The sequence below is a fragment of the Streptomyces sp. NPDC008150 genome, assembly GCF_042956945.1.
Classification (GTDB): domain Bacteria; phylum Actinomycetota; class Actinomycetes; order Streptomycetales; family Streptomycetaceae; genus Streptomyces.
The window spans coordinates 327132-347290 of sequence record NZ_JBIBHJ010000005.1; the positions used below are offsets into that span (position 1 = coordinate 327132).

A 20159-nucleotide genomic window follows, 5' to 3' on the forward strand; every position below is an offset into this window, starting at 1 on the left:
CGTCCTCCTGTCCGCCGCCGCGACGGCGTTCGCCGTGAACTCTCCGCCTCCCATGGTCCACCCGTGCGCCCCCGGCCGGCCCGCGGGGGCCGGGGGGCGGACGGGGTGCGGCTACGGGCAGGGGTCGGCGAGCAGTGAACCGAGGGGGCCGAGGTCGAGGTTGAGGTCGGACCGCTGAAGGCCGTGCCGGGCGCACAGCTCGTCCATGCGGCTGTCGAGGAGCATGAGCGCCGTGCCGAGCCGGTCCTCCTGCTCCTCGCTCAGGGTGCCCTCGTCGAAGCGGCGCACGGCCTGGCGCTCCATGAGCTGGCGCAGCAGTTCGACCACCGTGAGGACCAGGGCGGCCAGGTCGTTCGCGACGCGCTCCGGATCGAGGTCCAGGGAGGCGGAACGGGGCGCCGTCACAGCGGCCCGCTGTCGGACCAGGGCGCGGGCACCTTGTCGTTGACGGACGACAGCAGGGCGTGCAGGGAGATCCGCACCAGCGGCACGTCGGCCACGGCGAGGACCAGGTCCCCGCTGATCACGACACCGGTGGCGAGCACCCGGTCCAGCAGGTCCACGAACGGCACCCCGACGGGGGCGTACGGCGCGGACCCGTCCCACGGGACGGGGTGCGGGGCGTTGCGCGCCCGGGGCGTCGTCATACGCGCACCTCCGTCGCCACCCGGTCGAAGGGGGCGTCCAGGCCGGCGAAGGAGTACGGGATCCAGGGGCCGGAGGCGACGATCTCGACACCGGCGCACCGCTCGTCCGCGCGCAGCCGGTCCAGCGCGGAGCGGAAGTACCGCAGGTGCTCGTCGTCCACGAGGTAGGCGGCGTTGAGGAGTTGGGCGGTGGGGCGGCCCGTGAGCTGTTCGCTCTGCGCCCGGTGCCGGGTGGCGGCGACGGCGTGCCGGCGCAGGACCAGGTCGACGGTGTGCGCGGCGGAACGGGCGATCTCGTGCCGGTCCCGGCTCTCGCGCTGCCGCGCGCTGGCGCGGCTCAGGTAGCCGCGGCCGTCGGGCGGCGCGGGCGCGCCGCCGGGCGCGTCCGCCGCGTCCCCGGCCGCGGGTCCCGAGGGGCTGATGTGCACCTTGACCGCCATCTCGGTGCGTGAGCGCAGCCGGCCGAGGACCGCGCGCAGGTCGGCCTCCCGGCGTTCCACCGCCTCGACGGCGTTGGCGTCGCTGAGGTACAGGGTGGCCATCGGCAGCGGGACGACCGCGCCACGCCCACCGGAACCCTCCACCCCGCGATGATGGGCGAGGACACAACGCTCTAGCTCCTGCGGGTCGTTGAGGCGCGCGGCGAGGGCCTGTTCGTCGAACCGGGCGGCGGGCACGTCCTGGACGACGAGGCTCAGCCCTCCGGCCGCCGCCACGGCGCGCAGCGGACCGCCGCCCTCGTGACCGGCGACCGCCGCCAGTTCGCCGGCGGACGGCGGCGAGTCGGTGACGACGAAGACGTACGTGACGAAGTCGCCCTCGGCGGTGCGTCGTTCGGCGTGCGGAAGCTCCGCGCTGTCGGTGCTCACGAGGTCTCCTGTGCGGTGCGGGACGTGCCGCTCTCCAGCGCGTCCAGACGGGCGCGCAGTTGTGCGTTCTCCTCGGTGAGGGCGTCGCGGGCCGCCCGGGAGGACAGCGCCGGGTCGGTCTCCCACCAGTCGATGCCCGCCTTCTTCGCGGTGTCGACCGACGCGATGAACAACCTCAGCCGGATGGTGAGGAGTTCGATGTCCAGCAGGTCGATCTTGATGTCGCCCGCGATGACGATCCCCTTGTCGAGGACGCGTTCCAGCAGGTCGGCGAGGCTTCCACTGAGGGGTGCCGGGTGCTGCTCGCCCGGCCCGGCACCCCAGGTGCTGACGTCCGTCACCGTGCTCCTCCGGGATCAGCGACGAGCGTGGGCACGGCGGCCGCGGCCGGACGACCGCCTGCGGCCGCGTCGGTCGTCGTCCTCGTCCTCGTCGTCGTCATCGGCTTCCTCGTCCTCGTCCGCTTCCTCCTCGTCCTCGTCCTCCTCGTCGTACGGGCCGTCGTCCTCGTCCTCATCGGCCGGTTCGTCGTCCCCGTCGTCGTAGCCCTCGGGGTCGTCGTCGTAGGAGTCCTCGTCGTCGCGCTCGTTCTCCTCGTCCTCCAGGAACTCCTCGTGGCTCTTGACCACCTCGCCGTCGCGGATCTCGCCGAGCCAGCCCTCCAGCTCGTCGTCGGAGTGCAGGGTGACGTGCCGCGCGAAGTGCTTGAGGTCCAGGCGCAGTCGGCGGCCCTGGGCCCGCCACAGGTTGCCCGTCTTCTCGAAGAAGCCGGCCGGGTAGTACTCGACGACCACGACGATGCGCGTGAGGGAGGGCGCCAGTTCGTGGAACGTGATGGCGCCGTTGGTGCTGCCCTTGGCGCCCTCCGACGTCCACACGATCCGCTCGTCGGGCACCTGCTCCTGGACGGTCGCCTTCCAACTGCGGCTGGAGGGGCCGACCTTGATGTTCCAGTCCGATTCCGTCTCGTCGGACATGCTGACGCTGCGGACACCCTTGGTGATGCCGCTGAAGTCCTCGAACTGCGTCCACTGCGCGTACGCGGTGCGCAGGGGCACGCCGACGTCGACGATCTCCACGATGTTCGTGGCCTTGATGCTGCTGCCGCCGGAGCCGCCACCGCCTCCGGAGCCGCCGGTGACCTTCTCGACCACGTTGTCCTTGACGCTCTTGGCCTTCTCCGCGACCAGGGACTTCAGGGGCGAGTCGCCCTTGAGCACCCGCTGCGCGACACGGCCCAGCGTGCCGCCGGGTCCGTCCGCGGAGCCCGTGAGGTGTCCGGCCAGGTCGCCGACGGCCCCACTCGCCTTGTCGGCGAGACTGCTGCCCATCGCCGAGATGTACTCGCCCAGCGCGTCCTTGACGTCGTCGAAGGGCGATTCCTCGCTCTTGTCGGAGCCGCTCGGCTTCTTCTTCTCCTGCGTGGTTGCCATGCCCACTCACCTCCCCCGCCGCGAGCCGGCCGTCCGGCGGCCGCTGGCGGATTCACGGGTCTGCGACGCCTTGCGCGTACGCGACGACGGACCGGCCGACTTCTTGGCGGCGGTCTTCCTGCCCGGCGCGGACTTGGCGGCCGACGCGGTCTTCTTCGCGGCCGACTTGTTCGCGGCGGTCCTGCTCGACGTGTTCCTGCTGGCGGTGCCACCGCTCGCGGAACTCTTCTTCGCCGGAGTCTTCTTCGCCGCCGTCTTCTTGGCGGGCGCCTTCTTCGCGGTGTTCCTACCGGCTGCGGTGTTCTTACTGGCTGCGGTCTTCTTCGCGGGCGCCTTCGCCGGAGCCTTGGCGGGCGCCTTCTTCGCGGCGGTCTTCTTCGCGGCGGTCTTCTTCGCGGGTGCCCTACTGGCCGACGCCTTCTTCGCGGAGGAGCCGCCGGCCGGAGCCTTCTTCGCGGAAGAACCGCCCGCCGCCGTCTTCTTCGCCGGAGCCTTCTTCGCCGCCGACTTCTCGGCGGGCGCCTTCTTCGCGGGAGAGCCGCTCGCCGCCGTCTTCTTCGCGGGCGCCTTCGCGGGAGCCTTGGCGGGCGCCTTCTTCGCCGCGGAGCGCTTCGTCACCGCGGATTCACCGCCGGACTCCGCGGCCTTCCGGGACGCGCGGGCCTCCTTGGCGGAAGCCTTCTTCGCGGCCGTCTTCTCGGCGGCGCTCTTCTTCGCCGCCATCTTCTTCTGCGCGGCCCTCTGCTCGGGAGCTGCTTCCTGCCGCGTGGCGACCTTCCTCGCGAGCGCCCTCCGGGCGGGCCTCTCGCCCTGCTCCGGTGCCCGTCGCGCGTCCGGCTGCCGCGCGTCTCCCGCCGGGCGGGAACCGGCCCCCCTGCCGGGCGGTCCGTCTGCGGATCCCTCCCGGGCGGAACGGGCGGCGCGCTTGGTGTGCCGCCCCGTCCGCCGCTTCGCGGTCCGGGCCCGGTTGCGCGCGCCGCGGCCGTGTTCGGGACGCTTCTCGCCGCGGCTCTCCCGGGTGTGCGGACCGCGGTGCCCGCGTCCCTCGTCGCCCGGGTAGGGCTCAGGACCGCCCTCGTCCTCGTCGTCGTAATCGTCCTGGTCCTCGTCGTAGGCGGCGTGGTCGTCGTAGTCGTACTCGTCGTCGAAGTCGTCGTCGCGATCGTCGCGGGGAGCGCCCTCGTCGTCCTCGGCGTCGTACGCCTCGTCCTCGTCCTCGTCCTGGTCCTCGTAGGAGTCGTCGGCCTCGTCGTCGTAGGAGTCGGCGTCGTCGTCCTCGCCGTCGTCGCCGCCCTTCGCCACGCCGTTCAGCGCGTCGGTGCGGTCGCGGAGCAGGTCGGTCACCGAGTCGAGGCGGCGGTTGGCCGCGGCGGAGACCGCGGCCCGGCCGGCGGTGAGCAGTTCGCCGCGCAACTGGTCGCTGAGCTCCTGGAACTGCGGCGTCTCCTGGAGCTTCGCCAGCCCCTGCTGGACGAGTTGCTGGGGCGAGAGGCTGAACCGGCGCCCCGCCAGGTACGTTCCGACGGCGAAGGCCAGCTTGGCCTTCTTCGTACGGCCGAGGATGTATCCGCCGGCCACGGCGGCGGCCAGGGCCGCCTTGCAGCTGTCGTTCATGAAAGCCCTTCCTGGGAGGAGACCTCTGACGGAACCGGACGGACCGCCCGGTGAACGGGCGGCGCGAGGAGGTCGAGGAGACGGTCCTCCTCCGCCTCGAAGGCGTCCTCGTCGATCAGTCCCTCGTCGAACGCCCGGTTGAGCGCGGCCAGTTGCTCCTGCACCACGCGTGGGTCGCGGACCTGCCGCTCGGCCTCCTGGACGAGGCGGTCGGCGATCCACATCGTGCCGCGCACGGGGGCGAGCGGCAGGAGCAGCAGCCCGGTCACGAGTCCCACGGCGTCACGCCCCGGCCGGCGCGGACACGGAGACCGGTGCCGGCGTGGACAGGGACGCGGGTGCCGCGGCCGTGGTGTCGACGAAGCTGTAGCAGGGCAGCGGGCCCGTCACCCGGAGCGCGAGCCGGTCGCCGTAGCGCCGGGCACCGCGGTCGACCGCCTTGCGGAAGCGGACCAGCTCCTCGCGCGGGACGAGGAAGGAGGTGCTGAGGACCTGGGCGCCGTCGACGGTGCCGTGCGTGACGCGCCGCGCCAGCGGGGTCAGCCGCGAGAGCACGTCGTCGGCCGCGCGCCGGGCCTCGCGGCGCACCGCCTGGGCGAGCGCCTCGCCGAGCCGGACGTTCGCCTCGTAGTCGGGGCGCTGCCGGGTGCGGCGGGCCAGGGCGCGCAACTCGTCGTCGGTGCGCACGAGTTGCTCGAAGAAGCCGGGCACGCTGTCGCCCTTGACGTTCATCTCGACGCAGCCTCGGAGGGATTCGAGCTGTTCGCCGAAGTACGTGCGCCTGTCGCGGAGTTGGTGACGCAGTTCGTCCTCGCCGGGTACGAGCGTCGCGAACCGCATGGGCAGCACGGGCCCCTGTTCGGCCAGTTCGTCGAGCACGGCCTGATGAGCCGTCAGGTCGCGGCGCCGCGCGCGCAGCCCCTCGGGGGCGGCCGACACGGCGGCGCACAGGTTGAGGCCCGTGACCAGCCGCACGGCGGCCCCGCCCACCCCGCTCGCGCGGGGCGCGCGGGTCCCCTTCGCCACGATGCCGTACACGTACAGGGAGCCGTCCGCGGTGGGTGGCGTCGCGGCCATCAGCCGTCCACCTCCGCACGGCGGCGCGGGCGGGAGCGGTGCCGGCCGTCGTCGTCGCGGTCGCCGGACGAGCGGGACGAGCGGCGTGCGGGGGCCTCGCGGCGCTGGGCGGAGCGGCGGGCGGGCTGCCTGCGCTCGGCGTCGGCACGCTCGTCGCCGTCGTCCTCGTACCCCTCGTAGTCCTCGCCGGCGTCGTCCTCGTCGTCGCCGGGGCTGAGGACGTCCTTCACCTTGTCGGTGAGGGACCGCGCGGTCTTCTTCGCGCCGGTCTTGGCCACGCTCCCGGCGACGGAGCCGCCGAACAGTTCGGGGACGGTCTTGCTGCGCGCGTCGTGGTCGAGGTCGAGCCTGTTGCACGCCTCGGCGAACCGCAGGTACGTGTCGACGCTCGCCACCACGATCCGCGCGTCGATCTTCAGGATCTCGATGCCGACGAGGGAGACGCGCAGGAAGACGTCGATGACCATGCCGCGGTCGAGGATGAGTTCCAGGACGTCGTAGAGATTGCCGGAGCGCGGCGCGCAGACTATCTCGTCGCTGTACGTGGTCATGGTCATGCGGCGGTCCTCTCAGGTTGCCGGCGCCGGGGTGCGCCTGTCACTGGTCGGCCCCGCCGCGCCGGTAGCGGGCGGTCCTGCGGTACTGCGACAGCTCGCCGTCGGCGTCCAGTTCGACCTCGTAGGTGGCGAGCAGGCTGGTGGTGTCGGGGATGCGTGCCACTTCGAGGACGTCCACGTCGACGATCCAGCCGCCGTCCTTGCTCTTGCGGACGCCGGAGACGCCCTCCAGGTGGTGGTCGACCAGTTCGCGCAGCGCGTCCCCCGCGCGGCGCGCCGCGTCCTGGGCGCCGCGCACCCGGGGTTCGCGTGTCCGCTGCCGGGTGGAGGTGCCGGACCCTCGCCGCCGCTCGCCGTTCTCTGCCATGTGCACCACTCTGGGCGCGGAGCCGGTCGCGTGCCGTGCTCAGTTGGGCCATCCGGGCAACCCGGCGGTGCTCACGGACGCGGAACCGGGGTCGGTGCCCCCGGTCACGGCCCGCGGACACGGCCTAGACTGGGCGTTCGGTCCGGCCGGGCGGCCGGGCCCGGGACGTCGAGGCTGGAGCGGGGTCGATGGGCGGATCGGGAAGAGTCACCCTCAGCGACGTCGCGGCCGCCAGCGGCGTCTCCCGCGCCACGGTCAGCTTCGTGCTCAACAACGACCCCCGTCAGACCATCTCGGCGGCCACCCGCGACCGCGTTCGGCAGGCCGCGAGCGACCTCGGGTACGTGCCGCACGGCGTGGCGAGGGCGCTGCGCGAGGGGAACTCCCGGGTCGTCGTGCTCAACGTCGACTGGGGCCTCGAAGGCAACTACTCGCGCAGTTACGTCCGCGGCCTGGACGCCGAACTCGCCGCGCACGAGCACGTGTTGCTCGTGCGCCACGGGCATCACACGGCCGCGGCGACCCAGCAGGTGCTGGACGCGATCGTGCCGCGCGCGGTGCTGCGGTTCGGCGACCCGTACCTGACCGGGCACGACCTCGACGACGGGGGCGGCGGCTGGCGCGACGGCCTCGCCGCCCACGCCGCGCTCCAGGTCGGCCATCTCGCCTCGCGCGGACACACGCGTGTCGCGCTGGCCCTGCCGGCCGCGGACACGCCGCTCGCCGAGACCAGGCTGCGCTTCACCCGGCACAGCGCCGAGGCGCTGGGGCTCGCGGCGCCGGTGTCCCTGGTCGTGCCCCGGCCGCGGCAGGCGGGCGCGGACGCCCTGGCGGAGTTCCGCGCGGCGCACCCCGGGGTGACCGCGGTCGCCGCGTACAACGACGACGTCGCCCTGCGCACCCTCACCGCCCTGCACGACCTCGGCGTCGCCGTGCCGGACGACCTGGCCGTGATCGGGTTCGACGACACCGAGTACGGGGCGCTCGTCACGCCGGCGCTGACGACCGTGCACATCGACGCGGAGGCCCACGGCCGCCTCGCCGCGCGGGCGGTCCTGGGCCTCGACGCGAGCGGGCTGACCCCCACTCCGGCCCGGATCATCGTCCGCGACTCCGCCTGACGCGGCCCGGTTCCGGAAGCGGGCCCCGGTCCCGGCGGGGCCCCGGCTCGGCCCCGCCCCGGTGACATCCCGTTCAACTCGTATCCCGAAAGCCGCTTTTGGCGGACAATGGCACGATCGGCGAACCGGATCGCGCGGGCCCGGGAGCGGCCCCGCGACGGTCCGGTCCGCCGGACCACCGTCGGGCCCCGACCTCAGGATGATGACCATGCACGAGGAGTACGAGGAAGTCCCCCGCGTCGAGCTGACTCCGGAGGCGGCCGGTCTGCTGCGCCGGCTGCGGGACGCGCACGGGCCGCTGATGTTCCACCAGTCCGGCGGCTGCTGCGACGGCAGCGCGCCGATGTGCTACCCCGAGGGCGAGTTCCGCACGGGCGGCTCGGACATCCTGCTCGCCGAGCTGGCCGTCGAGGGCGTGGCGGAGACGGTGCCGTTCTGGATGTCCAAGAGTCAGTACGCGGCGTGGGCGCACACCCGGCTGATCGTCGACGTGGTTCCCGGGCGGGGCAGCGGCTTCTCGCTGGAGGCGCCCGAGGGGGTGCGCTTCCTGATCCGGTCGCGGGTTCTGGAGTCCTGAACGGTTCGCCGCACGAGGGCCGGCGCGGGCCCCGCTGTCCGGAGCCCCGGGGCGGACCCGGGAGCCTCCGGACGGGAGGGACCGCCGGTCAGGGCTTGAGCCCGGCGACGAGGTCAGCGGTCGCGGTCGCGGCGTTGTCGATGGCCGGACCCACCGCCGATCCCGCCAGGAAGAACCCCAGGAGCACGCAGAGCAGCGCATGGCCGGCCTTCAGTGCCTTGTTGCGCACGAACACCGCCACCAGGACCAGCAGGAGCACGACCACAGAGATGGACACGGCCATCGACTACCTCCCTAGGCCGCGCCCGTTTCGCGGCAATCGGCCGCAAGTGTGACGCGGCGAGGGCCGCTCCGGGGGCGCCGACCCGCCCGCCGAACGTGTGGTTTTCGCAGATCGGGGCCCTGCGGGCCCTCCGGCAGGTCGCGCAGGGGACGCGCGTCCGGCCCGCACCCGGGAGTGCGGGTGCGGGCCGGACGGGGAGCGGGCGGAGGGGGTCAGGGTGCCCGGAGGTCCACCAGTTCGGCGAGGGCCTCCCGGTGGGCGCCCGCGGTGCCGTGGGCGATCGAGTCGGCCTTGGCCCGCTTGAGGTAGAGGTGGATCGGGTGTTCCCACGTCATGCCGATGCCGCCGTGCAGTTGCAGGGCCTCCTCCGCCGCGCGCACGGCGACGGGTGCCGCGTACGCGGCGGCCACGGCGACCGCCACGTCCGCGTCGGCGCTGTCGGTGGCGAGGGCGTCGGCGGCGTTGCGGGCCACCGCCCGCAGGTTGACGACGTCGAGCCACAGTGCGGCGAGGCGGTGCTTGACCGCCTGGAAGCCGCCGACCGGCCGGTTGAACTGCCTGCGCTCCTTCAGGTAGCGCACGGTCTCCGTCAACAGCCATTCGGACAGGCCGAGTTGCTCGGATGCCAAGGCCGCGGCCCCGGCCCGCAGCGCCCGCCGCACGGCGGGCTCCGCGTCGCCCAGCAGACGGGCCGGGGCACCGTCGAACCGGACCGTCGCGACGGGCCGGGTCAGGTCCAGGGAGACCTGCGCCTGCACCGCCACGGTGTCCGCACCCCGCGTCTCGACCGCGTACAGGGCGCCGTCCGACGCCGGTACGAGCAGGACGTCGGCGGCGGTCGCGTCGGCGATGCCGGTCAACTCGCCGTGCAGGGCGCCCGCTTCGTACCGGACGGTCTTGAAGTGGCCCCCCGGGGCGGTGTTCTGGGCGACCGCGAGGGCAGCGACCGCGCGTCCGGAGGCGAGTCGGGCGAGCAGGGCCCCGGCGTCGTCGCCGGAGCAGGCGAGCAGTGCCTCGGTCGCGACCACCGCGCTCGCCAGATAGGGCACGGGGGCGACAGCACGCCCCAACTCCTCCATCACGACGGCCACTTCGCGGTGGGTGGCGCCATGGCCAGCGCGCTCCTCGGGCACCAGCAGCCCGGCCAGGCCCATGCCCTCGGCGAGCGACTTCCACAGGGCGGGGTCGTGCGGCGTGCCGGACTCGGTACGGGTGATCACGTCCGGTGCGGCGCAGTGGTCGGTGAGCAGGTCCCGGACGGCGGCGCGCAGCGCCTCCTCCTCCTCGGAGTAGAGCAGGTCGGTCATCGGGACAGGTCCTTCCAGGCGACGTCCTTGTCGGTGCGGGGTTCGGCGGGCAGGCCGAGCACCCGTTCGGCGACGATGTTGAGCAGGACCTCGCTGGTGCCGCCCTCGATGCTGTTGCCCTTGGAGCGCAGGTAGCGGTAACCGGCGTCACGGCCGGTGAAGTCGACCAGTTCGGGCCGGCGCATGGTCCAGTCGTCGTACAACAGGCCCTCCTCACCGAGGAGTTCGACCTCAAGGCCGCTGATCTCCTGGTTCAGGCGGGCGAAGGAGAGCTTCAGCCCCGAGCCCTCGGGGCCGGGTTCGCCGACGGCGAGCTGCTGGCGCACCCGCTCCCCGGTGAGGCGGGCGGCCTCGGCCTCCACCCACAGCCGCAGCAGCCGCTGGTGCAGGTCGTGGGTGCGCAGTTCGGGCCGCTCGCGCCAGGTGCGCGAGACCGGGCCGATCATGCCGCCCTCGCGGGGCAGGCGCGAACCGCCGATGGAGACACGCTCGTTCATGAGCGTGGTCTGCGCGACGCGCCAGCCGTCGCCGACCTCGCCGAGGCGGTGCGCGTCGGGGACGCGGACGCCGGTGAGGAAGACCTCGTTGAACTCCGCCTCGCCGGTGATCTGGCGCAGCGGCCTGACCTCGACACCGGGGTCGGTCATGTCGCAGACGAAGTACGTGATGCCGCGGTGCTTGGGGACGTCCGGGTCGGTGCGGGCGATGAGGATGGCCCAGCGGGCGAGGTGCGCGCTGGAGGTCCACACCTTCTGCCCGTCGACGATCCAGTCGCCGTCGTCCTGGCGCACGGCGCGGGTGCCGAGGGCCGCCAGGTCGGAGCCGGCGCCGGGTTCGCTGAAGAGCTGGCACCACACCTCCTCCCCCAGCCACAGCGGGCGCAGGAAGCGGCGCTTCTGCTCGTCGGTGCCGAAGCCGAGGACGGTCGGGGCGGCCATGCCGAGGCCGATGCCGATGCGCCGCGGGTCGTTGTCGGGGGCGCCGGCGGCGGCCAGTTCGGTGTCCACGACGGCCTGGAGGGACCGGGACGCGCCGAGGCCGCCGAGGCCCTCCGGGTAGTGCACCCAGGCGAGTCCCGCGTCGAAGCGGGCGGCCAGGAAGTCCTCGCGGGACGTGGTGGCCGGCGGGTGCGCGGCCAGCAACTCCTTGGTGCGGCGCGCCAGTTCGGCGGCGTCGAGGGTGGTCGCGGTCATGCGGCGGCTCCGTTCTCCGCGCCGGGCAGCACGACGACCCGGCCGGTGGTGACGCCGTCGGCGACGCGCTGGACGGCCGCGGCGGCACCGGACAGCGGTACCCGCTCGCTCACCAGCGGCTTGACGGCGCCCCGCGCGGCCAGTTCGGTGAGCTGCTCGTGGCAGTGCTGGACCAGCTTCGGGTTCTTGGTGTTGTAGAGGCCCCAGTGCAGGCCGAGGATCGCGTAGTTCTTCACCAGGGCGTGATTGAGCGCGGCGCTCGGGATGGTGCCGCTCGCGAAGCCGACCACGACGATGCGGCCCTCGAAGGCGACGACCTTGGTGGACTGCGTGTACGCGGTGCCGCCCACCGGGTCGTAGATCACGTCGGCCCCCCGGCCGCCGGTGACCTCCTTGACGGTGGCGATGACGTCCTCGGAGTGCCGGTCGATCACCGTGTCGCAGCCGAGTCGGCGGGCGACCGCGGCCTTGTCGGGGCCGCCCACGACACCGATGACGGTGGCGCCCGCGGCCTTGCCGAGCTGGACGGCCGCGCTGCCGACACCGCCGGCCGCCGCGTGCACGAGCAGCGTCTCGCCCGCTTCGAGGCGTGCCCTGCGGTGCAGGCCGAACCAGCCGGTCTGGTAGCCGACGTGCAGCGCGGCGGCCTCGGCGTCGTCGAGGGAGTCGGGGGCGGGCAGTACGGCTGCGGCGTCCGCGAGGGCGTACTCGGCGAAGCCGCCGTGCGGCAGGACGGAGCCGGCGATCACGCGCCGGCCGTCCTCGGTCTCGCCGCAGATCTCCACGCCGGGGGTGAACGGCATCGCGGGCCTGACCTGGTACTGGCCCCGGCACATCAGCGCGTCGGGGAAGTTGATGTTCGCGGCCCGCACCTTCAGGAGGATCCGGCCGTCGCCCGGCGTCGGCCGCTCGGCCTCCTCCAGGCGCATCACCTCGCTCGGCTCGCCGTTCTCGTGCACGTGCCATGCCTGCATGCGGGGCCTCCACGGGACTGCGTCGTCTGAGCGGGCTCTCCGCATACTAAGCGGTCGCTTGTAGATGGGGAACAGCCGGACGCCGACCCGTGACGACGGCCACGTCCCGCCCCCGCGCGCGGCGCCGCGTCAGGACGCGCGGGCCGGCCGCGCCCGTACGTGCATCCGCTCCCCCTGCGGCCCGAACAGGCTCAGGAACTCCACCGGGCCCTCGCCGGTCGACCCGAACCAGTGCGGCACCCGGGTGTCGAACTCCGCGGCCTCCCCCGGCCCCAGCACCACGTCGTGCTCGCCGAGGACCAGCCGCAGCCGCCCGGACAGCACGTACAGCCACTCGTAGCCCTCGTGCGTGCGGGGGTCGGGCTCGCGCAGCCGGCGCGGCTCGCGCACCTTGAACGCCTGGAGTCCGCCGGGCTGCCGGGTCAGCGGCCAGTGCGTACGGCCGTCCCGCACGACCGGCTCCGCCCGCACCCGGGGGTCGCCCACCGGCGGGGTGCCGACGAGCTCGTCCAGCGGGACCTGGTGCGCCCGCGCGATGGGCAGCAGCAGTTCCAGGCTGGGCCTGCGCAGGCCCGACTCCAGACGGGAGAGCGTGCTCACCGAGATGCCCGTCGCGGCCGACAGCCCGGCGAGGGTCGCCCCGCGCTCCTGCCGGATGCGCCGCAGCCGGGGGCCGACGCCCGCGAGCACGCCGTCGACGCCGTCGCCCTCGTCCGGGGCGGGGGCGGCGGCCTCGCGGTTCGCGTCGTCCGAGGGGTGTCCGTTCTCGCATCTCATGCGTTCATTGCAGTTTCGGCAAACGCATTTGTCAACCGAACGGGCAGGCGCGACGGTGATGGCGGAGGTGGTCACCATGACCGAGAACATCCGCGGCACGCGGAGCACCGCTCCCGCCGCCGCCTCGTACGAGGCCGTCGTCGTCGGAGGGGGCGCCGCCGGGCTGTCCGCCGCGCTCGTGCTGGGCCGGTCCCGCAGGCACACGCTGGTGGTCGACGCGGGCGAACCGCGCAACGCGCCCGCCGCGCACCTGCAGGGCTACCTGACGCGGGACGGCATGCCGCCCGCCGAGTTCCTGGCCGCCGGGCGCGCCGAGATCGCCCGGTACGGCGTCGAGCTGGTGCGGGACCTGGTGGTGCGGGCCGTCGCGGACCGCGCGGGCGAGTTCGACATGACGCTCGCCGGCGGCGCGCGGGTGCACGCCCGGCGGCTGGTGATCGCCACCGGCCTGCGGGACGAGCTGCCCGACGTGCCCGGGGTCGCCGAGCGGTTCGGGCGGGACGTGCTGCACTGCCCGTACTGCCACGGGTGGGAGGTCCGCGACCGGCCGTTCGGGGTGCTGGCGACGTCGCCGGCGGCGGTGCACCAGGCGCTCGTCGTGTCGCAGTGGTCCAAGGACGTGACGCTGTTCGCGCACACGGTCGCCGAGGACGACCTGCCGGACCACGACCTGCGGCTGCTCGCGGCCGCGGGGGTCGACGTCGTGCCGGGCAGGGTCGCCGGGCTGGTCGTCGAGGGGGACCGGCTGACCGGCGTCCGGCTGGCCGACGGCACCGTGCACGAGCGCGCGGTCGTGTTCGTCGCGCCCCGGCCGGTCGTCGCGAACGACCTGATGGCGCAACTGGGCGCCGAACTGCGCGAGACGCCGTTCGGCACCTACCCGGTGACCGACGAGCGCGGCCTGACCACCGTGCCGGGCGTGTGGGCGGCGGGCAACGCGCTCGGCTTCGCCGAACAGGTCGTGAACGCGGCGGGCGGCGGCTACCGGGCCGCCTCCGCGCTCAACGGCGAACTGCTGATGAGCGACCTGGAGGCCGCCGTGCGGGTGTAGAAGCGGCGCCGCCGTAGCACCATGGCTGCATGCTGCTGACCCGGCTGGCCCACGTGTCCCGGGAGGTCGCCGCCACCTCGGCGCGGTCCCGGAAGATCGCCCTGCTCGCCGAACTGTTCCGGGAGGCGGGACCGGACGACGTGCCGGTCCTCGTCCCGTACCTGGCGGGACGCCTGCCCCAGGGCCGGATCGGCGTCGGCTGGAAGGTGCTCGGCCGCGGCGTCGAGCCCGCCGCCGAGCCGTCCCTGACGGTGCTCGGCACGGACGCCCGGCTGACCGCGCTCGCGGCGGTCTCCGGTACCGGATCGCAGGCCGAACGGGCGCGCCTGGTGGGCGAGTTGATGGGTGCGGCGACCGAGGACGAGCAGCGGTTCCTGACCGGGCTGCTGACCGGCGAGGTGCGGCAGGGCGCGCTCGACGCGGTCGCCGTGGAGGGCCTGGCGCAGGCCACCGGGGCGCCGTCGGCCGACGTGCGGCGGGCGGTGATGCTGGCCGGCTCGGTGCAGCCGGTGGCCGAGGCGCTGCTCGCCGACGGCCCCGCGGCCCTGGAGCGGTTCCGGCTCACCGTCGGGCGGCCCGTGCTGCCGATGCTGGCGCACAGCGCGGCCTCGGTGACGGAGGCGGTGGAGCGGCTCGGCGCCTCGGCGGTGGAGGAGAAGCTCGACGGGATCCGTGTCCAGGTCCACCGCGAGGGCGGCACCGTACGGGTGTACACGCGCACCCTGGACGACATCACCGACCGGCTGCCCGAGGTGACGGCGGCGGCCCTCGCGCTGCCCGGCGACCGGTTCGTGCTCGACGGCGAGGTGCTGGCCCTCGGCCCGGACGGGCGGCCCCGCTCGTTCCAGGAGACGGCGGGCCGGGTGGGCTCGCGGGTGGACGTGGCGAAGGCGGCCGAGGCGGTCCCCGTCTCCCCCGTGTTCTTCGACGTGCTGGCCGCCGACGGGCGCGACCTGCTCGACCTGCCGTTCGCCGAGCGGCACGCGGAACTGGCCCGGCTGGTGCCCGAACCCCTGCGCGTGCGGCGGGTGCTGGCGGACGGACCCGAGGACGCGCCCCGCGCGGAGGAGTTCCTCGCCGCGACGCTGGCGCTCGGTCACGAGGGCATCGTGGCCAAGGCGCTGGACGCCCCGTACAGCGCGGGCCGGCGCGGCGCGTCCTGGCTGAAGGTGAAGCCGGTGCACACGCTCGACCTGGTGGTGCTGGCCGCCGAGTGGGGCCACGGGCGGCGCACGGGCAAGCTGTCCAACCTGCACCTGGGCGCGCGCGGGGAGGACGGTTCGTTCGTGATGCTGGGCAAGACGTTCAAGGGCATGACGGACGTGATGCTCGCCTGGCAGACGGAACGGCTGCGCGAACTGGCCGTCGGGGAGAGCGGTTACGTGGTGACCGTACGGCCGGAGCTGGTCGTCGAGATCGCCTACGACGGGCTCCAGCGCTCCACCCGCTACCCGGCGGGGGTGACCCTGCGCTTCGCGCGCGTGCTGCGCTACCGCGAGGACAAGCGCCCCGAGGACGCGGACACCGTGGCCGCCCTGCTCGCCGCGCACCCGGAGGTGGCCCCGTGACGGACCCGGCCGCGCGCGTGCGGGAGCGGGCGGCACGGGGAAGCATCCGGGCATGAGCGAGAAACGGCAGAGGCGCAGTGCGGGACTGCTGCTGTTCCGGCGCGCCGGCGACGGAGTGGAGGTGCTGCTCGGTCACATGGGCGGCCCCCTGTTCGCCCGGCGCGAGGCGGGCGCCTGGACGGTCCCCAAGGGCGAGTACGAGCCCGGGGAGACCGCCTGGGACGCGGCGCGCCGGGAGTTCCGGGAGGAGGTGGGGCTGGCGCCGCCGGACGGGCCCGCCCTCGAACTGGGCGAGGTCAGGCAGGCCGGCGGGAAGATCGTGACCGCCTGGGCGGTCGAGGCGGACCTCGACCCGGCGGAGATGCGGCCGGGCACGTTCACCATGGAGTGGCCGCCGCGGTCGGGCCGCGTCCAGGAGTTCCCGGAGCTGGACCGGGTCGCGTGGCTGACGCCCGACCGGGCGCGCGAGGTGATCGTCACGGCGCAGGCCGCGTTTCTCGACCGGCTGGCTGAGCACTCGGAGCGCTAGAGCGCCGGGAGCCGTCCGCGTTGCGGCCCCCGCAGCGGCGCGCGAAGGTCGAAGCACAGTCCGCCCGAGGAGGTCAGGCATGCCCATCGCAACGGTCAATCCGGCGAACGGGGAGACAGTCAAGACGTACGAGGCCATGGGCGACGAGGAGATCGAACGCCGTCTCCAGCTCGCCGAGGCCGCCTTCCGCGCGTACCGCACCACGGAGTTCGCCGAGCGGGCCCGGCTGCTGAACCACGCGGCGGACCTGCTCGACGCGGAACAGGCGGACATCGGCCGCACCATGACGACCGAGATGGGCAAGCCGGTCAAGCAGGCCCGTGCCGAGGCCGCGAAGTGCGCGAAGGCGATGCGCTGGTACGCGGAGCACGCGGCGGACCTGCTCGCCGACGAGCGGCCCGCGCAGGCCGACGTGACCGACTCGGGCGGCTCCCGCGCCCTCGTGCGCTACCGGCCGCTGGGCCCCGTCCTCGCGGTGATGCCGTGGAACTTCCCGCTCTGGCAGGTGGTGCGGTTCGCCGCGCCCGCGCTGATGGCGGGCAACGTGGGCCTGCTCAAGCACGCCTCGAACGTGCCGCAGACCGCCCTCTACCTGGAGGACCTGTTCCGCCGGGCGGGCTTTCCCGAGGGCTGTTTCCAGACCCTGCTGATCGGGTCGGGCGCGGTCGACGAGATCCTGCGCGACGACCGCGTGAAGGCGGCCACGCTCACCGGCAGCGAGCCCGCGGGCCGCGCGGTCGCGTCCACCGCCGGCGAGATGATCAAGAAGACGGTGCTGGAGCTGGGCGGCAGCGACCCGTTCGTGGTGATGCCCTCCGCGGACGTCGAGCGGGCGGCCGAGGTCGCGGTCACCGCGCGCGTGCAGAACAACGGGCAGTCCTGCATCGCCGCGAAGCGGTTCATCGTGCACACCGACGTCTACGACCGCTTCGCGGAGCTGTTCGCGCGGCGGATGGCGGAGCTGAGGGTCGGCGACCCGATGGCGGAGGACACCGAGGTGGGCCCGGTCTCGACCGAGCAGGGCCGCGGCGACCTGGAGGAGCTGGTCGACGACGCCCGGCGCTCGGGCGCCGAGGTGCTGTGCGGGGGCGAACGGCCCGAGGGGCCGGGCTGGTACTACCCGCCGACCGTGCTCGCCGGCATCACCCGGGAGATGCGCATCCACCACGAGGAGGCGTTCGGCCCGGTGGCCACGCTGTACCGGGTGCACGACCTGGACGAGGCCGTCGCGGTCGCGAACGACACGCCGTTCGGCCTGAGTTCGAACGTGTGGACCCGCGACGAGGCCGAGACCGAGCGGTTCACGCGGGACCTGGAGGCGGGCGGCGTGTTCTTCAACGGGATGACGGCCTCGCACCCGGCGTTCCCGTTCGGCGGGGTGAAACGGTCCGGCTACGGGCGCGAGTTGTCCGGCCACGGAATCCGCGAGTTCTGCAACATCACCACGGTATGGCACGGGGCATGAGCGTTCCGCGACTACGATCCCCTGTGTGAACCGCGAAGTGACTCTGCCTCTGATCGTCGACGACCGCGGCATCCTCCAGGTGACGGCGGCCGACGTGAGCAAGCTGCTGCGCACCATGGGCGGCCGGTGGCTGCGGCTGGTGGAGGCGGGCGAGGAGGGCCTCGACGAGGACACCGTCGCCGCGCTGACCATCGAACTCGCCAAGCTGGCCGACCGGATCGACGTCGCCTGCATCGCGCACAGCAGCGGCCAGAAATCCTAGGGACGTCCCACCGGACCCGCCCCCTCCGCCCGAGGGGGCGGGTCCGGCGCGTCCGCACCCGCCGCACCGTGCCCGCGGCCGGGCCCCGCACGGTCGTCCCCGAGACGGAGTAGTCCGGCGCGAGATCGGCGCCGTACCGGGTGATCGTGGACGCACCACCCTCTGACCGGGGGGCGAAGGCCCTACCGGACGGCGAAAGCAGGCACGGTTCATGGCGACTTTGTGCAGACCCTCGGTGTCCGTCCCGGAACACGTCATCACGATGGAGGAGACGCTGGAGCTGGCGCGCCTCCACCACGCGGACCACCCCCAACTCCCGCTCGCGCTCAGGCTGATAGAGAACACCGGGGTCCGTACCCGGCACATCGTCCAGCCCATCGAGGAGACCCTGAAGCACCCGGGGTTCGAGGACCGCAACCGGCTCTACCAGTACGAGGCGAAGGCCCGGGTGCCCGCCGTCGTGCAGCGCGCGCTCGACGACGCGGAGCTCCTCACCAGCGACATCGACGTGATCATCTACGTCTCGTGCACCGGCTTCATGATGCCGTCGCTCACGGCCTGGCTGATCAACGAGATGGACTTCGAGAGCACCACCCGGCAGCTCCCCATCGCCCAGCTCGGCTGCGCGGCCGGCGGCGCCGCGATCAACCGGGCGCACGACTTCTGCAACGCGTACCCGAACGCCAACGCCCTCATCGTGGCCTGCGAGTTCTGCTCGCTGTGCTACCAGCCCACCGACCTCGGCATCGGCTCGCTGCTGTCCAACGGCCTGTTCGGCGACGGCATCGCCGCGGCCGTGGTCCGCGGCCGCGGCGGCAACGGCATCGAGCTGGAGCGCAACGGCTCGTACCTGATCCCCAAGACCGAGGACTGGATCGCGTACGACGTGCGCGCCACCGGCTTCCACTTCCTGCTGGACAAGCGGGTGCCCGGCACGATGGAGCCGCTGGCACCGGCGCTCCAGGACCTCGCGGGGCTGCACGGCTGGGACGCCGCCGACCTGGACTTCTACATCATCCACGCGGGCGGGCCGCGCATCCTCGACGACCTGAGCAAGTTCCTCAAGGTCGACCCGCACGCGTTCCGGTTCAGCCGGGCCACCCTCACCGAGTACGGCAACATCGCCAGCGCCGTCGTGCTGGACGCGCTGCGCCGGCTGTTCGACGAGGGCGGCGCCGAGGACGGCGCGCGCGGGCTGCTCGCCGGGTTCGGCCCGGGGATCACCGCCGAGATGGCCCTGGGCCGCTGGCGCCGAGAAGAAGAGGCGGCATGACCGAAGAGACCCTGACCGAGACCCTTCCGCCGGTACGCCACTGGCCGGCGCTCGACCTGGCCGGGGTCGACTTCGACCCGGTGCTCGCCGAGCTGATGCGGGAGGGTCCGGTCACCCGCATCCAACTTCCCAACGGCGACGGCTGGGCGTGGCTCGTGACCCGCTACGACGACGTCCGCACGGTCACCAACGACCCCCGGTTCAGCCGCGAGGCGGTGATGGACCGGTCGTCGGTCACCCGGCTCGCGCCGCACTTCATCCCGGCCCGCGGCGCGGTCGGCTTCCTCGACCCGCCGGACCACACCCGGCTGCGGCGTTCCGTCGCCGCCGCGTTCACCGCGCGCGGGGTGGAGCGGGTGCGGGAGCGGTCCCGGCTGCTGCTCGACGAGATGATCGACGAGCTGCTGCGGCAGGGACCGCCCGCCGACCTCACAGAACTGGTGCTGAGCCCGTTCCCCATCGCCGTGATCTGCGAGCTGATGGGGGTGCCGGCCACCGACCGGGCGAGCATGCACAGCTGGACGCAGCTCATCCTCTCCTCGTCGCACGGGGCGGACGTCAGCGAGCGCGCGAAGAACGAAATGGGCGCGTACTTCGCGGAGTTGATCGGCCGCAGGGAGGGCAGCGACGGCGAGGACGTGACGTCCCTGCTCGGCGCCGCGGTCGGCCGGGGCGAGGTGACCCTGGAGGAGGCGGTCGGGCTCGCGGTGCTCGTGCAGATCGGCGGCGAGGCGGTGACCAACAACAGCGGGCAGATGTTCTACCTGCTGCTGACCCGCCCGGATCTGGTCCAACGGCTGCGCGCGCAGCCGGAGATCAGGCCGCGCGCCGTGGACGAGCTGCTGCGGTACATCCCGCACCGCAACGCGGTCGGCCTGTCCCGGATCGCCACCGAGGACGTGGAGATCGCCGGTTCGACGATCCGCGCGGGCGACGCGGTCTACGTGTCGTACCTGTCGGCCAACCGCGACCCGGAGGTCTTCGCGGACCCGGACACGGTCGACTTCGACCGCAGTCCCAACCCGCACGTCTCGTTCGGCTTCGGGCCGCACTACTGCGTGGGCGGGATGCTGGCCCGGCTGGAGTCCCAGCTGCTCGTCGACGCCGTGCTCGACCGGCTGCCGGGGCTGCGGCTCGCGGTCCCGCCGGAGGAAGTCCCGTTCCGCAAGGGCGCGTTGATCCGCGGCCCTGAGGCCCTGCCCGTGACGTGGTGAG

General features: G+C 73.6%; 24 protein-coding genes. 9 read left to right on the top strand and 15 right to left on the bottom strand.

The window, feature by feature from the left end; all coding sequences use genetic code 11:
* Window positions 1-111 precede the first annotated feature (111 nt).
* From ACFZA0_RS15570 to ACFZA0_RS15615, 10 genes are read right to left on the bottom strand one after another with little or no spacing between them, the layout of a single operon-like run.
* Complete coding sequence (locus ACFZA0_RS15570) at window positions 112-405, bottom strand: gas vesicle protein GvpK (RefSeq protein ID WP_391016110.1); 294 nt, start codon at window positions 403-405, stop codon at window positions 112-114.
* Complete coding sequence (locus ACFZA0_RS15575) at window positions 402-647, bottom strand: gas vesicle protein GvpJ (RefSeq protein WP_391016113.1); 246 nt, start codon at window positions 645-647, stop codon at window positions 402-404. The genes ACFZA0_RS15570 and ACFZA0_RS15575 overlap by 4 nt, the downstream gene beginning before the upstream one ends.
* Window positions 644-1516, bottom strand: a complete 873-nt coding sequence (locus ACFZA0_RS15580; protein ID WP_391016115.1) for a GvpL/GvpF family gas vesicle protein — start codon at window positions 1514-1516, stop codon at window positions 644-646. Before ACFZA0_RS15580 ends, ACFZA0_RS15575 begins: the two co-directional genes overlap by 4 nt.
* A complete protein-coding gene (gvpJ, locus tag ACFZA0_RS15585; protein WP_391016118.1) occupies window positions 1513-1857 on the bottom strand; it encodes a gas vesicle protein GvpJ in 345 nt (114 codons plus the stop codon). Before gvpJ ends, ACFZA0_RS15580 begins: the two co-directional genes overlap by 4 nt.
* A gap of 15 nt (window positions 1858-1872) precedes the next feature.
* On the bottom strand, window positions 1873-2949 hold the full coding sequence (locus tag ACFZA0_RS15590; RefSeq protein WP_391016120.1) for an SRPBCC family protein: 1077 nt from the start codon (window positions 2947-2949) through the stop codon (window positions 1873-1875).
* 6 nt (window positions 2950-2955) lie between these two features.
* A complete protein-coding gene (locus ACFZA0_RS15595) occupies window positions 2956-4563 on the bottom strand; it encodes a hypothetical protein (RefSeq protein WP_391016123.1) in 1608 nt (535 codons plus the stop codon).
* On the bottom strand, window positions 4560-4841 hold the full coding sequence (locus tag ACFZA0_RS15600; protein WP_391016125.1) for a gas vesicle protein GvpG: 282 nt from the start codon (window positions 4839-4841) through the stop codon (window positions 4560-4562). The genes ACFZA0_RS15595 and ACFZA0_RS15600 overlap by 4 nt, the downstream gene beginning before the upstream one ends.
* Before the next feature lie 4 nt (window positions 4842-4845).
* Window positions 4846-5640 carry a GvpL/GvpF family gas vesicle protein gene (locus tag ACFZA0_RS15605; protein WP_391016127.1) on the bottom strand — a complete coding sequence of 265 codons (795 nt, stop codon included), beginning with the start codon at window positions 5638-5640 and terminating at the stop codon, window positions 4846-4848.
* Window positions 5640-6191: a gas vesicle protein GvpJ gene (locus ACFZA0_RS15610; RefSeq protein ID WP_391016563.1), complete on the bottom strand. Its 552-nt coding sequence runs from the start codon at window positions 6189-6191 to the stop codon at window positions 5640-5642. The genes ACFZA0_RS15605 and ACFZA0_RS15610 overlap by 1 nt, the downstream gene beginning before the upstream one ends.
* Before the next feature lie 46 nt (window positions 6192-6237).
* A complete protein-coding gene (locus ACFZA0_RS15615; protein ID WP_391016130.1) occupies window positions 6238-6564 on the bottom strand; it encodes a gas vesicle protein GvpO in 327 nt (108 codons plus the stop codon).
* A 188-nt stretch (window positions 6565-6752) separates the two neighbouring features.
* Between ACFZA0_RS15615 and ACFZA0_RS15620 the strand changes: the two genes are divergently transcribed.
* Complete coding sequence (locus tag ACFZA0_RS15620) at window positions 6753-7685, top strand: substrate-binding domain-containing protein (protein ID WP_391016132.1); 933 nt, start codon at window positions 6753-6755, stop codon at window positions 7683-7685.
* A 208-nt stretch (window positions 7686-7893) separates the two neighbouring features.
* The gene (locus tag ACFZA0_RS15625; RefSeq protein WP_391016134.1) at window positions 7894-8262 is read left to right on the top strand and encodes a DUF779 domain-containing protein; all 369 of its coding nucleotides are present in this window, start codon (window positions 7894-7896) and stop codon (window positions 8260-8262) included.
* Window positions 8263-8350: 88 nt separating this feature from the next.
* Here ACFZA0_RS15625 and ACFZA0_RS15630 read toward each other — a convergent pair whose 3' ends face one another.
* The 5 genes from ACFZA0_RS15630 to ACFZA0_RS15650 all read right to left on the bottom strand — a co-directional run bounded on the left by ACFZA0_RS15630 (window position 8351) and on the right by ACFZA0_RS15650 (window position 12796).
* Window positions 8351-8545: a hypothetical protein gene (locus ACFZA0_RS15630; RefSeq protein WP_391016138.1), complete on the bottom strand. Its 195-nt coding sequence runs from the start codon at window positions 8543-8545 to the stop codon at window positions 8351-8353.
* A 212-nt stretch (window positions 8546-8757) separates the two neighbouring features.
* Complete coding sequence (locus ACFZA0_RS15635; protein WP_391016141.1) at window positions 8758-9852, bottom strand: acyl-CoA dehydrogenase family protein; 1095 nt, start codon at window positions 9850-9852, stop codon at window positions 8758-8760.
* Window positions 9849-11045, bottom strand: a complete 1197-nt coding sequence (locus ACFZA0_RS15640) for an acyl-CoA dehydrogenase family protein (protein WP_391016144.1) — start codon at window positions 11043-11045, stop codon at window positions 9849-9851. Before ACFZA0_RS15640 ends, ACFZA0_RS15635 begins: the two co-directional genes overlap by 4 nt.
* The gene (locus tag ACFZA0_RS15645) at window positions 11042-12019 is read right to left on the bottom strand and encodes a zinc-binding dehydrogenase (protein ID WP_391016147.1); all 978 of its coding nucleotides are present in this window, start codon (window positions 12017-12019) and stop codon (window positions 11042-11044) included. Before ACFZA0_RS15645 ends, ACFZA0_RS15640 begins: the two co-directional genes overlap by 4 nt.
* Window positions 12020-12148: 129 nt before the next feature.
* A complete protein-coding gene (locus ACFZA0_RS15650) occupies window positions 12149-12796 on the bottom strand; it encodes a cupin domain-containing protein (RefSeq protein WP_391016150.1) in 648 nt (215 codons plus the stop codon).
* Between the two features lie 76 nt (window positions 12797-12872).
* On the opposite strand from ACFZA0_RS15650, the gene ACFZA0_RS15655 reads away from it, so the two are divergent.
* The 7 genes from ACFZA0_RS15655 (at window position 12873) to ACFZA0_RS15685 (ending at window position 20158) form a co-directional block, all read left to right on the top strand.
* On the top strand, window positions 12873-13847 hold the full coding sequence (locus ACFZA0_RS15655) for an FAD-dependent oxidoreductase (protein WP_391016153.1): 975 nt from the start codon (window positions 12873-12875) through the stop codon (window positions 13845-13847).
* A gap of 29 nt (window positions 13848-13876) precedes the next feature.
* Window positions 13877-15415 (top strand): ATP-dependent DNA ligase, encoded by a 1539-nt coding sequence (locus tag ACFZA0_RS15660; RefSeq protein WP_391016156.1) that lies wholly within the window; start codon window positions 13877-13879, stop codon window positions 15413-15415.
* A gap of 52 nt (window positions 15416-15467) precedes the next feature.
* Entirely contained in the window at window positions 15468-15944 is a 477-nt protein-coding gene (locus tag ACFZA0_RS15665) for an NUDIX domain-containing protein (protein WP_391016159.1), read from the top strand.
* Window positions 15945-16023: 79 nt separating this feature from the next.
* Window positions 16024-17409 (top strand): NADP-dependent succinic semialdehyde dehydrogenase, encoded by a 1386-nt coding sequence (locus ACFZA0_RS15670; RefSeq protein ID WP_391016162.1) that lies wholly within the window; start codon window positions 16024-16026, stop codon window positions 17407-17409.
* Between the two features lie 25 nt (window positions 17410-17434).
* Window positions 17435-17671, top strand: coding sequence for a DUF6213 family protein (locus ACFZA0_RS15675; protein WP_391016164.1), 237 nt, complete (start codon window positions 17435-17437; stop codon window positions 17669-17671).
* Window positions 17672-17882: 211 nt separating this feature from the next.
* Window positions 17883-18944: a 3-oxoacyl-[acyl-carrier-protein] synthase III C-terminal domain-containing protein gene (locus ACFZA0_RS15680; RefSeq protein ID WP_391016167.1), complete on the top strand. Its 1062-nt coding sequence runs from the start codon at window positions 17883-17885 to the stop codon at window positions 18942-18944.
* Complete coding sequence (locus ACFZA0_RS15685; RefSeq protein WP_391016170.1) at window positions 18941-20158, top strand: cytochrome P450; 1218 nt, start codon at window positions 18941-18943, stop codon at window positions 20156-20158. Before ACFZA0_RS15680 ends, ACFZA0_RS15685 begins: the two co-directional genes overlap by 4 nt.
* Window position 20159 lies beyond the last annotated feature (1 nt).